10 protein-coding genes are annotated in these 13,544 nt (G+C 35.1%); 3 read left to right on the plus strand and 7 right to left on the minus strand.

Features of this window, described 5'->3' with window-relative positions; genetic code table 11:
* Positions 1 to 7: 7 nt before the first annotated feature.
* The 6 genes from ACFOW1_RS16430 to ACFOW1_RS16455 all read right to left on the minus strand — a co-directional run bounded on the left by ACFOW1_RS16430 (position 8) and on the right by ACFOW1_RS16455 (position 7,399).
* Positions 8 to 886 (minus strand): DUF1684 domain-containing protein, encoded by an 879-nt coding sequence (locus tag ACFOW1_RS16430; protein ID WP_379015791.1) that lies wholly within the window; start codon positions 884 to 886, stop codon positions 8 to 10.
* Positions 887 to 1,064: 178 nt separating this feature from the next.
* Positions 1,065 to 2,441, minus strand: a complete 1,377-nt coding sequence (locus ACFOW1_RS16435; RefSeq protein WP_379015792.1) for a TolC family protein — start codon at positions 2,439 to 2,441, stop codon at positions 1,065 to 1,067.
* Between the two features lie 102 nt (positions 2,442 to 2,543).
* Entirely contained in the window at positions 2,544 to 3,893 is a 1,350-nt protein-coding gene (locus tag ACFOW1_RS16440) for an HlyD family secretion protein (protein WP_379015794.1), read from the minus strand.
* 25 nt (positions 3,894 to 3,918) lie between these two features.
* Positions 3,919 to 5,574, minus strand: coding sequence for an ATP-binding cassette domain-containing protein (locus tag ACFOW1_RS16445; protein ID WP_379015795.1), 1,656 nt, complete (start codon positions 5,572 to 5,574; stop codon positions 3,919 to 3,921).
* A gap of 92 nt (positions 5,575 to 5,666) precedes the next feature.
* Positions 5,667 to 5,936: a hypothetical protein gene (locus ACFOW1_RS16450; RefSeq protein WP_379015797.1), complete on the minus strand. Its 270-nt coding sequence runs from the start codon at positions 5,934 to 5,936 to the stop codon at positions 5,667 to 5,669.
* Between the two features lie 26 nt (positions 5,937 to 5,962).
* On the minus strand, positions 5,963 to 7,399 hold the full coding sequence (locus ACFOW1_RS16455) for an NADP-dependent isocitrate dehydrogenase (RefSeq protein WP_379015799.1): 1,437 nt from the start codon (positions 7,397 to 7,399) through the stop codon (positions 5,963 to 5,965).
* A gap of 84 nt (positions 7,400 to 7,483) precedes the next feature.
* Between ACFOW1_RS16455 and ACFOW1_RS16460 the strand changes: the two genes are divergently transcribed.
* Entirely contained in the window at positions 7,484 to 8,410 is a 927-nt protein-coding gene (locus ACFOW1_RS16460; RefSeq protein ID WP_379015800.1) for a LysR family transcriptional regulator, read from the plus strand.
* Positions 8,411 to 8,423: 13 nt separating this feature from the next.
* On the opposite strand, the gene ACFOW1_RS16465 is transcribed toward ACFOW1_RS16460, so the two are convergent.
* A complete protein-coding gene (locus tag ACFOW1_RS16465) occupies positions 8,424 to 8,876 on the minus strand; it encodes an LEA type 2 family protein (RefSeq protein WP_379015802.1) in 453 nt (150 codons plus the stop codon).
* A 266-nt stretch (positions 8,877 to 9,142) separates the two neighbouring features.
* On the opposite strand from ACFOW1_RS16465, the gene ACFOW1_RS16470 reads away from it, so the two are divergent.
* The gene (locus ACFOW1_RS16470; protein WP_379015803.1) at positions 9,143 to 9,790 is read left to right on the plus strand and encodes a WbqC family protein; all 648 of its coding nucleotides are present in this window, start codon (positions 9,143 to 9,145) and stop codon (positions 9,788 to 9,790) included.
* 102 nt (positions 9,791 to 9,892) lie between these two features.
* Positions 9,893 to 13,544: PKD domain-containing protein (locus tag ACFOW1_RS16475; protein ID WP_379015805.1), on the plus strand; the 3,652-nt coding region annotated here is incomplete at its 3' end.

A 13,544-nucleotide genomic window follows, 5' to 3' on the forward strand; every position in this document is an offset into this window, starting at 1 on the left:
TTTATAATTAATGATGGTCGAAATCTTTTTCACCGGCAGTAATTGCTATCTGTAAAATGTTTTGTTTCGGTGGCAAAGGACAAGTTGCAAAATCTGTAAATGCGCATGGCGGATTGTAAGCCTTATTAAAATCTAAGATAGTTTTACCATTTGCATCGGGTTTATTGGCGTATAAAAATCTACCAGCGGGGTAGGTGGTTTTACCGCTTGTGGCATCACCAAATATGATGAACAGCTCGTTGCCTTCTTCTAAAGCATCTAAGCTGTATTGCTTACCGTTTAAAGTGAACAAAAGTTTGCCTGGTGATTGTTGTTCATTGGTTTGCCCGAGCACATTGGTTATTTCAATACGCGCTTTTGGGGAAGATTGTATTGTTGCTTCAATTTTCCAAGTACTATCAATTGGAAAGCGTTCGATACCTTTAAAAGTCGCAAGGGCAAGGCTTTTTATATCTCTTAGTCTAATACCGATTTTGTTATCTCGTTTTATAATTGTCCATTTTAAATTTCCCGCTACAACCGTAGGCGTTTTTGTTGAATCAGGATGAAAAATGATCGCTTCTTTTACAGGGTTACCATTTATTGTAATATTTACGTCATCTGCCGCCACTAATTTTACAATATTCCCTTTTCTCTCAAAATAGCCAGCTTTCGTGGCAATACTACCTGAAGGGAACACAATATTGTTTTGTTGATCGCTGCCAAATGTATTTTTCCCTTCTTCTAACCAAAAAAGCCCGACTAGGTTTAGCCAGCCATTTTCTGCTTTTAAACTTTCTATGCGTTTACTATGCCAATTGTTGATGACCTGTTCATAACGATTTTGTGCTTTTACTGCCCTTATTGGTAACAAGAGTGTGCAACAAATGATTAATATTTTTAACATTATTTTCATTTTTTTCAACAAATTATTTTTGAGAATGCAAATATAAGGCTTTATATTTGTCTACTATTTATATAGACTATTAACGTTGGCATATTTACATATTACCTTCTTAAAATTGTCATTCTAGTTTGTTTTGGTTTAAAGCCCTCGATGTCTACCGAGGGCTTTTTTTCAGAAATTATCTTAGTAAACCTGCAGCCCATTCAACGGCATATTTGGCTTTGTTGTATTTAATATATAATTCTATTTGCTTTTGTAAGAGTTCTATTACCTTAGTTTCCCTACTATTTATGAGAAATAGTGAACTTTCGCCTTGGGCGAATTTTAGTTCTTCAGTTTTAAGCAAAGCTTGGTAGTTCCTATACATGTTTTGAGTTATTGCCAACTGTTGAGACAGTGCCGTAAAATCGTTGTAATAGCTTTTTATTTTGGTTACGGTTTGCTGTTTTTTATTAATATATTCCAAGTTTGTTTCCTGTATTTTTAATTGTGCTTTTTTATAATCGCCCCTAGCTTCCCGCAAGAAAATAGGTATTTTAAAATCAATACCCCATTTATAGTTGTTTTGAATAAAGTCTGTGCTAACATTTTTTAATGCATAATAATCTTTATTTAAAATATTGGCTTTTAGTGAAACATAGGGTAGTAGGCTTTGAAACTTTAATTTGCGTTCTACATCTAAGCTCATTAGTTTGAAATCATAAGCCTTCAATAACGGGTTTTGCTCAGCCGATTTTGTTAATACCTCTTCTAATTGTTGTGCATTGGTTGCATTAAATTGTAAAGTTTCTGGTACATAATTTTCGGGCAAAAAGTAGCTACTGTCGTTATTCAACCATAAAAAATTAGATAGTTCAAGCTTTGCATTGTTCCATCTAAGCATCGCATCACTTTGCATCAATTGATAGTTTTGCAATTGTGTAAAAGCCTCTACAGTATCCATCATCGCGCGGTCGCCATTGTTATAGGCAATACGTACCAAACGCAATCTATTGCTGGCTATTTCTGTAAATTGAGAAAATAGTTTGTATTGCTGAAAGCTGCCAGCCCATTGCCAATAAGTGGTATACGCATCAAACAATAAGTTGTTAAGTATGGTTAAGCGCTCTTGTTCGCTTTGGCTGCGATATAGTTTTGCTTGCTGTAAAACTGCTCGTCTTTTATCAAGCAATAAGCCCTTTGCGAGTGGCATTTCAACACCTAGATAACTGGTTTTACCCTTTGTTACTTCAGATGTAATATAATCGCCACCATTGTTTTCAAGGCCAGTTTTGATATTACCAACGGGCAGCGGGATGCCTAATTCTGGGTTGGTATAGTAATAGTAATTTTTACCATCAAATGTTTTTCTACTTGCATCTAACGCAATGGTAGGGTCGAAGCTACCTCGCGCTGATAATAATTCAGCTGCAGCTTTATCTACTTGGATATCAGCTTGTTTTGCAACTGGATGGTATTTTTTTATTTGAGCAATAAATGTGTCTAATGTATAAATTGTTTGTTTTGTATATTGTGATAATAAGTTGCCTACAAATAATAAACTCGCCACCAGCATCAATCCCGTTTTGCAGCTTTTTCGAAGCTTGTGAGTTTTTTTGTTAATGTATTTTAATATTATATCAATCATTTTTTACTGGTTCATTATTGATGTCAGCAATTATTTTTTCTTAATCTTATCGGTTTTTTGTGTCTTGTAATAGTCTGGCGGAAAACCATTGATATTACGCCACAATTCATAGTAAATAGGTACATCGTTTAGTAATGCAATACCACTTGCACCGCCACCCATTCTTAACATATTAGGCCATTTTTTATCGTTAGGATCTTCTGCTACCAACACTCTAAACTTACCATTATCACTTACTGAAGTTTCCACAGCTGCTACTAAACCTCCAAATGTGCCATAACTATTTTGCGGCCAGCCACTAAATACAATGGCTGGAAACCCATCAAATACAAAGCGCACTTTTTGCCCGATGCTTATAAGTGGTAAGTCCATTGGTTCCACAAACATTTCTACAGCATATTGAATATTGGTTGGTACAATTTCTACGATCATTTCGCCTTCTTTTAGCATTTCACCAATACCAGCTTTTTTGGCTTTAGTAATTTGGCCGCTTTGTGGTGCTAAAATGTAGTAGAGTTTGTTTCTTGCATCGTAACTAGCATATAAGTTTTGCAATTTTGACACGTCTGCTTCAGTAGAAGCTGCGCTTGATAATGAAGAAAATTTATCGCCTTCTGCTTTAGAAATTTTATCGGTATATTCTTGAACAGCACTATTTTTTTCGATTCTCAAATTAATTAATTCTTGTTTGCTTTGCGCTAATTTATTTTCAGAACTTATTCTCTTAGCGCTACCATTTTGAAAATTAACACGTCTTTTCTCAAATTCTGTAAGCGAAATAGCGCCACTATCAAGCATAATTTTAGCCGCATCTATTTGGCGCTTGTACACATTCAATTCATTGGTTACAGCAATTAAATCAGTACTATCGCTAGCTACTTTCAATTGCTGCTGTAATATTTTATTGTCGATTGATTGTAATTTTAAAACTTGACCTTGCAATAATGCCGAAGCCTGCACTTCAGCGGTACCTGCTTTATTTTTATACCCTTCAATACTTTGTTGTTTTGCATCTATTTGTTGTTGTGTTCGCGCTAATAATTGCGGGTCAAAATAATCCACTTTTACTTCTCCAAGCTGTAAAATGGTATCGCCTTTTTTTACAAAATCCCCTTCTTTTACGTACCATTTTAATACGCTACCGGCAATAATGGTATTTAATTCCTGCGGCCTTTGTTCTTGTCTTAAAGTTGTAACAGCGCCTTTGGCTCTAATATTTTGTGTCCACGGCAAAAACAAAGCAAGTACCAAAACAATTAGAAAGCCCCACAACCATTTTTTCACCTGGCCATGTTTTTTGATGCCATACACTTTTTTAAAAGCCTTTAAGTGGCTATTTTCTACTTGAGATTCGATATCAATATTGATGAAGCTATTCATTGTAAAAAAATAATATTAAATATGATTAATGCTTTTGTAAGTGTAAAACGGCATCGCAATCTTTGGCAATTGTTGTATCGTTAGCGGCAATTAATACAGTACAATTTTGTCTATTTTTAATAATAGTCAATAATGCTTTTCTTGAAGGTTCATCTAGGTTTTCAAAAGGCTCTTCAAGTAGCAATAATCTGTTTTTACCTAATAAAGCTCTTATTAATAATATCTTTTGCTTGATTGTTTTTGGCAGCTTTTTACCCGAAGGATCAAGCACGTAATCGAAGCCGGCACTATGCGATTGTATAAAATCTGTTAAGCCCAATGTTTCGATGTATTGGCTCATCTCTACCACATCAATGGCAGCATTACCCATGGTAATATTTTCTTTTATGGTAGCATGAAAAATATCTTGATTGTTTAAAAGCATCCCAGTTACTACGCGCAAACTTTGTAAGTTATAGCTTTTAATTGGTTGATTGTCAATTAATATACCTCCTTCAAAATTCTTTAATGTGCCAGTAAGCAAACGTAGTAAAGTGGATTTTCCCGAACCAGAAGCTCCCGAAATAAACACAAGCTGACCAGCAGGAATTGTATAATTAACATTGTCTATTATCTTTTTACCTGCTTCAAAACCGTAGCTCGTATTTCTAAATTCAATAGCAATACCTTTTTCAACTGTATTGTCTAGTATCAATGTACCGTCGCTTTCAAGTTCAGCTCCGGTTACTTTATTCAATTTTTCGATAGATACCAAGGCATCGTACACTTTATCAAGACTTAAAATAAGTTTTTCTACTGAGCCAATAATAGTAATAATCACAATATCGGCTGCAATAAATTGCCCTACATTAATCTGCTGGTCTACCAATAATAAAGTACCAACAATGAGCATCGCAGCGGTAATGACGATTTTAAAACTAATAAGGCTCCAAAATTGGACCAGCAATACCTTAAAATACTGTGTTCTAGCATCCAAATGCTTACCGATTAAGTGATCTGCTTTATCTACATTTAAAGTGCTGTTTGAGTATTTAAACGATTTAACTGCTCTAGCAGTTTCTTGCAGCCATGAAGCAACTTGGTATTTATAATCACTTGATTGTACCGCCATTGTCAGACCTTGTGGCGATGTATAGCGTAAAATTAATATAATTATAAGCAGCATCAAGGCGCCAAAGCCAATGAAAATCGGGTGGTAGAAAGCTAGCAGCAATAAGCCTAACAAAGTTTGGATAATGGCAGCAGGTAAGTCTAATAACAACTTATCTAGTCCTTTTTGTAACGAAATTGTGTCAAAAAATCTATTTACCAATTCAGGTAAGTAATATTTATCAAGCTTCTCTGTATCTAGTTTTGGTAGCCGGTCGCTAAATTCCAAACCATAGCGAAGAAAAATTTTCTGCTTCAGTTTTTCAATAATTTCTAGTTGTCTTACTTGTAATAAGCCATTTAAAAATGTACCAAATACAACGAGTACTATTAAAATAACAATGGAGGTAGACACAGAACCCGCCATCACAAAACTGATAATAGTTTGAATACCAAGTGGTAATGATAGCTGTACAATCCCTGCTAAAATTGCAAATGCGTAGATAGATGAAATATCTTGCTTATCTAAAAGAAGAATTTTATAAAATTTTTTGAGCGAGCTACCAATTGAAGCATTACTATTTGATGCCATGTCATGTGAATTTTTTATAAAAATGTTTGTGCAAGCAATTATTAAGCCAATCTATATACTCAGACAGAAACCTTTACGAATAAAAGAAATCATTACTGGTGTAATGGTGGTTTTGTATTTATTTCTATATGGGCATTTAAGTTGGTATGCGTTTGCCCATTTTCCTTTAATTTTTCTATGGTTTGTTTCAGGGTATGTTGTAATGCAGCAATTTTCTTTTCCGAATGCTTGATATCTTCTTCACTCATTTGAATGGCATTCATTTTCGCCTCGTGAAAAGCAATTTTGGTATTAAAAATTGCTGTAAGCAATGTTTCTGCTTCGGGTATAGTAAACACACCACTGATTAGTTGAATTTCCATGTTGTTTATATTTTGTGGTTTAGCGCTTACTGACCCTGTGCAGCTGTAAAACCCGCCACACCATTAAATGTATATAGGTTTTCTGTTTTAATAATATGTAAACGATTGCTATTAATTTGATTAAGTAATTCTAAGGCTGCTTCATATGGTAAATTTACTTCGTCTATAGCTTTAAATCTACAACGCCAATGATTGGTGCAAAATGTTTCTGGAAAACCATTCGGCCACACTTTTGTGCCTCTATTGGTAATCATACTAAGTGATAAATATTGGCTATTGGCTTTTTGTAGAATCTCTGCAATCTCATCTGCCGAAAGCATACTTTCATCTAAAAAAACGTCTATGCCAACTAGTTTTTTCTCAGCCAATGGTTTTGGTGTTAGCTTAATATTAAAATTGCCTGCCGATTTAGAATAATCAACGGCCTTTAATGTATTTGGCTTTTGGCCTAATCTTTCTATCACTGCATTCGCAAATGCTTGTGTGCCAAGTAGTCTGTGCGAGTTATCTGATTTAAAAATATCGGCTGTATGTACACCATCTTCTAGGGTTTTTAACCAAGCGTTTTGAATGGTTTCTGCAACTTCTTTTTGACCAATGTGTACCAACATTTGTATAGCGCCAAGTAATAAGCCAGACGGATTGGCTTTATCTGTACCTGCAATATCGGGTGCCGAACCATGAATGGCTTCAAACATAGCAAAACCATCCCCAATGTTTGCACTGCCACCAAGGCCTACAGAACCTGTAATTTGCGCAGCTACATCACTTAAAATATCGCCATATAAATTAGGCATTACAATTACATCAAATACTTCGGGAGTGTCAGCCAATTTAGCTGCGCCTATATCTACAATCCAATGTTCTTTTTGGATATCAGGATATTCTTTGCCCACTTCGTCGAATGTTTTATGAAATAAACCATCGGTCATTTTCATAATATTATCTTTGGTAAAGCAGGTTACTTTTTTTCTATTGTAAGCTTTTGCATATTCAAAAGCATAGCGAATAATCTTTTCTGTACCAGGTTTTGAAATCAGTTTTAGACACTGAATCACATCATCCGTTTGTTGGTGTTCTATGCCTGCATATAAGTCTTCTTCATTTTCTCGTACAATTACGACATCCATTACGGGATGTTTTGTTTGTACAAATGGATGATAAGAGATACATGGCCTTACATTGGCATATAATCCTAAAACCTTTCTAATTGTTACGTTAATGCTTTTAAAACCACCACCTTGAGGGGTTGTTACTGGTGATTTTAGCAATACACGGGTAGTTCTTAACGAATTCCAGGCATCTGAAGCAATACCAGATGAATTTCCATTTAAATAAACTTTTTCGCCTATTTCAATTTCTTCAATATCAAGCTGTGCACCAGCAGCTTGTAAAATTTTTAATGTGGCGTCCATAATCTCAGGACCAATACCATCACCTTTTGCTACAGTAATTTTTGTCATAATTGAAGTTTTATAATGCAAAAATCATTTCTTTGTACTATATACTTTCATTTATCTTAAATATGAATAGTATAAACTAAATTTATGAACTATACTTTTCACCAGTTAAAAGTTTTTATGGCGGTGGTAGAAAAAAAAAGTATCACCAAAGCATCAATAGAGTTAAATATGACGCAGCCCGCCGTTTCTATTCAGTTAAAAAACCTGCAAGACCAATTTGATATTCCATTAACGGAAGTCATCGGGCGACAGTTGTACGTCACCGAATTTGGTCATGAACTATATCATATTGCTGAAAAAATACTGCAAGAAGTAGCTGCAATAAACTATAAAACACAAAGTTTTAAAGGCATGCTTTCTGGTAGATTAAAAATTTCTGTTGCATCTACTGGCAAGTACGTGATGCCTTATTACTTGAAAGATTTTTTAAAAGTAAATCAGGGTATCGATTTATTGATGGATGTGACCAATAAAACCAAAGTGGTGGAAAGTCTTGCAAATAATGAGGTAGATTTTGCTTTAGTATCGGTTTTACCAGAAAAATTAGACATCGAACAAGAAATATTATTACCTAATAAACTGGTATTAACGGCTTCTAAAAATTATGAATTTGATAAAAATGGGCTGCTTAATAAAGCTGTATTTGACGAGTTGCCGCTTATTTACCGAGAAGAAGGTTCTGGTACAAGAACGGTGATGCAAGAATATTTTCAACAAGCGCATATTGTGCCTAAAGTGCGTTTTGAACTTACCTCAAGCGAAGCGGTAAAGCAAGCTGTAATGGCAGGCTTGGGCTTTTCTATACAATCCATTTTAAGTCTTAAAAACGAACTTAAAGAAGGTGAAATTCAAATAATTAGGGTAGAAGGGCTTCCGCTAATTGAAAATTGGCGGTTAATTTGGCTTAAGCAAAAGAAGCTATCCATTGTGGCAAGAGAATTTTTAAAATATATCCAACTACATAAGGACAATATTTTTTCTGAAAACTTTGCTTGGACAGCGCATTTCTAAACCTATTTTAATTTTAAAAAAGCTTCAATTGGTGCTTTGCTTCGTAATTAAAAGGTACTGTAATATAAAAGCCCGCCCTGCCAACACGGGTGGTACCAGTTACTTTAATCAGCGTTTCATTGCCTAAAAAGCTGCTCAATGAATTTTTTAAAACACGGATTGTGTTCACAGAAATGGTGCTTGCGATTGTAAATTCACTTAATTTACTGATATGCATGGCTGTATCTAAAACCACTTTACCTAAGTAATTATTATTGATATATACTTCCCCGTCAATCCTCTTTAAATCTACAGCAAACTTGTTAGGATTAAAATAAACCAGCTGAAATGTCAGATTGGTATTATCTAAATTAGCTTGTTGAAGTTGCACGTTTTTCAATGCTCTATATTCAAAGGCTTTGGGTTTGGCACAAGCGATACAAAGCAAAATCAGCAATAGGGGCGAATAAAAGGCGTATTTTTTCATGGTAATAGCATTTGCTGCAAAATAGGTAAATAAGGGCGCAATTCAAATTTATGCATTATCTTTAACTGTTAGTTTTGATGCTAAGTAATTTAGCTTTTATGGATTTACAAGCTGAAATATCACTAAAATATTTATCCTAATATTTTTAGTTAAAGAAAATGTTTTCAACTAATTGATTAATAATTATTTACAACATTTTACGCAATATTTCATAACTTAATTCTCAAACTGATAAACACCTAATTGTAGGGTAAATATTCAAGCCAATGGCAAATAGTTTTTTTTTAAAAAATTTTATACAAATTGCTGATAGTCAATATTTTGGAAGTGTTAACTACTATAATAATTTGTTTAAACATACAAATACTATCATTGAATTATTTGATAACTACCAAAAAATGAGTTTTCGTAATAGATGTACCCTTATAGGTAGTAATGGATTAATTGATTTAAGTATTCCTATTGTTGGTGGACGTAATAAAAAGCAATTAATGTGTGAAGTGAAAATTGATTATTCTCAACCTTGGCAACAGCAACATATTAAAACAATCAAGAGTTGTTACGGTAAGTCACCTTTTTTCGAATATTTTATTTTTGATATTGAAACACTGCTAAAATGTCAGTATAATTCTTTGGTGGATTTGAATACCGCCTTACTAAATTGGACAAAAAAAATAGTAAAATTAAATAATACCATTAGCTTTTCAGAAGCTTATCAAGCCAAGGAAGTTTTGAATGGCATAGTAGATAATAGGAATTTGTTTATGCCAAAGGATTTTCAAAAACAAGTAGGCATTATTAAGTATACACAAGTTTTTGAAAGTAAAATTGGCTTTAAACCCAATGTCAGTATTTTAGATATGTTATTCTGTGAAGGGCCTGCCGCTAAGAATTTATTGAAAGGCAACAGGTAGTTTGGAAGCAGCATCTATTGTTTTATTTGTAAGAAGATTCTTGCAATCGGTTTTAAACTTAAATTGCAATTTCAAATCTATCAGCCTTACACCTTTAACTGCATGAAAAAAATATTACTTTCTATTGTTTGCTCAATATTGGTTGTGGTAGTTTTTGCGCAAAATTTCTCCAATAAGGGTAAAGACTTTTGGCTGGGGTATGGATACCATGTAAATATGGCTGGTAATCCTTCAAACGGCGGATCTCAAGATATGGTATTGTATTTTACGTCTGATAAAAATGCAAATGTTACTGTTTCAATGCCAGCAAATGGATACGTTCAAAATTATACTGTTACTGCTAATCAAGTTACCATTTCATTACCCCTACCAAAGTCAGGCGCGCAAGATGCACGTATTAATGATACTGGCTATTACAGTAGAGGTATACATATTACAAGTGATGTTGATATTGTAGCCTATGCACACATTTACAACGCAAGTGTTTCTGGTGCTTCGCTTTTATTTCCAACAAATACTTTGGGAAAAGATTATTATGTTATTAGTTATAATCAGTCTTCCAATGCAAATAATGCTAACTCATTTGCATTTGTGGAAGCTGTTGAGGATAATACTACAGTAGAAATAACGCCTTCTGTTACGAATAAAAATAATAAAACAGCGGGTGTACCTTTTACGGTTACTTTAAATCAAGGGCAGATTTATAGTATTATGGGCACTACTTCTGGCAATGCTGGAACAGATCTAACTGGTACCAGAATTAGAACCATTAGCTCTGGTGGAACCTGTAAAAAGATTGCGGTTTTTTGTGGAGCAGGAAAAATGAGTATCGGGGGTACATCTATTAACAATAATCAAACTGGAAGTGCCGACAATCTATTTGCACAAAGCTTACCAGCTAGTGCTTGGGGTTTGAAATATTTGACCGCACCAACAGGCTCTCAGCCAAATAATTATTATAGAATATGTGTTACAGACCCAACAACAGTTGTAAAAGTAAATGGTGTTGTGGTGCCTTCATCATATTTACAAAGAGGTTTTTTTTATGAATTGAAAAATTCAACCCCATTAAGTACCCCTGGATTTGGTATTTCTGTAGCGAATACGAGTACAGGCGTTTGGAACTTAATTGAGTCTGATAAACCGATTAATGTAGCACAGTTTTGTACCACACAAGGTCAGGACGGTAATTCTAACACAACGTATGGCGGTGATCCTGAGATGATTTATTTAAGCCCTGTAGAGCAAACGATTAATAATATTACACTTTACTCAGCCTCAAAGTATTTGATATTACAGAGTTTCATTAATGTAATAATTAAAACCGGGGGTACTAAAAGCTTTACGTTAGATGGTGTTTCGAGAACTAGTAGCTTTATCACCCATCCACAAGATCCTAACTATTCCTACGCTACTTTTCAGGTAAATACTGGGTCGCATACATTATATTCTGATACTGGCTTTAATGCCATTGCTTATGGTTTTGGCCAAGCGGAAAGTTATGGCTATAATGCAGGTACCAATATTAAAGATTTATACACGCCAGTATTTCAAAATCCTTATGCGCGTTTAAGTTTTGCGGCTACATGCGTAGGTACGCCTTTTCAGTTTTCAGTGCCTTTATCTTATCAACCTACAAGTTTAACCTGGGACTTTGGTGGCGCTGCAAATACTAATTTATCGCCCAATACTACTATTGGTCCTGTAACACCTGCGTATGATAGCGCAACTGTAATCGGGGGACAAAATTTATACTATTATAGTCCAGCAAATGGCGCAGGTAGTAAAACATTTGTTTACTCAAAAGCGGGGTCGGATACAATAAAATTATATGCCAATAACCCAACGCCAGACGGTTGTGGTACTACCAATGCGGAATATGATATTCCTGTACTAATAAGTAATATACCTAATGCTAATTTTTCAGTGAGTACCTCAAGATGCATTTCTGATTCTATTCCTTTTACGGATGCTTCTACCGGCCTAGGTAGTAGCAATGTGGTAAATGGGTTGTGGTATTGGGGCGATGGCACACAAGATAGCTTAAAAAATCCATTACATAAATTTGCATTGCCAAAAACATATAACATACGTTATAGACCTATTACAGATTTTGGTTGTATTGGTGATACAACTATTGCATTTGATTTAGCGGCAGCACCTGTGGCCAAATTTGGTATCAGTACCAATACTTGTTTAGGAAGTACCATTTCGTTTACAGACTCATCTTCTATTGCTGTAGGTAATATTGTAAAATGGTATTGGGATTATGGGAATGGAATAAAAGATACACTCACCACCAATGCAACAAGAACCCAGATGTATAACACCGCAGGTTCTTATACGGTGAGTTTAGTTGTTGAAAATAATACAGGTTGTAAAAGCAATGCCTTTACTAAATCGGTGGTGGTGCATCCTTTGCCAATTACCGATTTTGTACTGCCTACGGCTGTTTGTTTACCTGTGGGCAAAAGTGTGTTTACAAACGCCACTATTATTAGCGATACTTCTACTACGTTTAGTTATGCTTGGAATTTTGGTGATGGTGGTATTGATAGTGTTGCAAATCCAACCCATTACTTCGGCGCTGTTGGTCCATTTAATGTAAAGCTTACAGCAACATCGGTTTTTGGTTGTACAAAAGATACCACAAAAATTTTGACCACCGTTTTTCAACAGCCCAAAGCTGCTTTTACGTTAAGTACAGAAGTTTGTTTGCGAGATACAACCCTATTTACAGATGCAAGCGATGGTAAGGGGGCTACCGTGGTAAAATGGTATTGGAATTTTGGTGACGGTACTACTGATACTTTGCAAAATACTAAGCACAGATATACAGCTTCTGGTACTGACAGCGTAAATTTATTTGTAATTACCAATAAAGGCTGCTACAGCGATACCGCTACCAATACTGCTATTATCAATCCTTTACCAAGCGCTTTGTTTACTTATAGCGCAAATGCTTACTGCGAGAAAAATGGTATTACGTTTACTGATACCTCAAAAGCAAATGCGGGAAATTTAGTGCGATGGCATTGGTTAATGGGTGATGGCAGCGTAATAGATACTGCAAATGGCAACCCATTTAGTCATGCTTACACTACCTATGGTAGTTATGCGGTACAATTAATGGTGCAAACCGATAAAGGTTGTAAAAGCGATACAATTACGAAAGTTTTAAATATTCATCCATCACCTGTATCTAATTTCAATATGCCTACTGTGGTTTGTTTGCCACAGGGTACAGCTACATTTACCAATACTACCACTATTGTTGATACGTCCACAACCTTTAAATATGCTTGGAATTTTGGTGATGGTGGAATAGATAGTATTAAAAACCCAACACATAATTTTAGTGCGGTAGGGCCGTTTAATATCAAGCTCACTGCTACTTCTGTTTTTGGTTGTTTAAAAGATACTACCAAAAGCATTACAACGATTTATCCGCAGGCAAAAGCTAACTTTTCAGTTGTAAACCAACCATGTTTTAGAGACAGTAGTTATTTCAAAGATTCAAGCGATGGTAAAGGCAGTGCTATTGTAAAATGGCATTGGTTATACGGCGATGCTTCTACGGATACAGTGCAAAACCCTTCGCATCGTTATACCAATGCTGGCAGTTATGGTGTGAGTTTGTATACGGTAACGGATAAGGGTTGTACTAGCGATACGGTTACCAAGCAAGCGGTGGTAAATCCCTTGCCACAGACAGGGTTTACAGCCACCGCAGCCGCTTATTGCGAAACAAGGC

It is taken from the genome of Parasediminibacterium paludis (assembly GCF_042651445.1).
Classification (GTDB): Bacteria; Bacteroidota; Bacteroidia; order Chitinophagales; family Chitinophagaceae; genus Parasediminibacterium; species Parasediminibacterium paludis.

What these genes read in the sequence shown, in the direction of transcription:
- ACFOW1_RS16430 (WP_379015791.1), bottom strand. Translation starts at nt 886, where the DNA reads ATGTTAAAAATATTAATCATTTGTTGCACACTCTTGTTACCAATAAGG.
- ACFOW1_RS16435 (WP_379015792.1), bottom strand. Translation starts at nt 2,441, where the DNA reads ATGCTGGTGGCGAGTTTATTATTTGTAGGCAACTTATTATCACAATAT.
- ACFOW1_RS16440 (WP_379015794.1), bottom strand. Translation starts at nt 3,893, where the DNA reads ATGAATAGCTTCATCAATATTGATATCGAATCTCAAGTAGAAAATAGC.
- ACFOW1_RS16445 (WP_379015795.1), bottom strand. Translation starts at nt 5,574, where the DNA reads ATGGCATCAAATAGTAATGCTTCAATTGGTAGCTCGCTCAAAAAATTT.
- ACFOW1_RS16450 (WP_379015797.1), bottom strand. Translation starts at nt 5,936, where the DNA reads ATGGAAATTCAACTAATCAGTGGTGTGTTTACTATACCCGAAGCAGAA.
- ACFOW1_RS16455 (WP_379015799.1), bottom strand. Translation starts at nt 7,399, where the DNA reads ATGACAAAAATTACTGTAGCAAAAGGTGATGGTATTGGTCCTGAGATT.
- ACFOW1_RS16460 (WP_379015800.1), top strand. Translation starts at nt 7,484, where the DNA reads ATGAACTATACTTTTCACCAGTTAAAAGTTTTTATGGCGGTGGTAGAA.
- ACFOW1_RS16465 (WP_379015802.1), bottom strand. Translation starts at nt 8,876, where the DNA reads ATGAAAAAATACGCCTTTTATTCGCCCCTATTGCTGATTTTGCTTTGT.
- ACFOW1_RS16470 (WP_379015803.1), top strand. Translation starts at nt 9,143, where the DNA reads ATGGCAAATAGTTTTTTTTTAAAAAATTTTATACAAATTGCTGATAGT.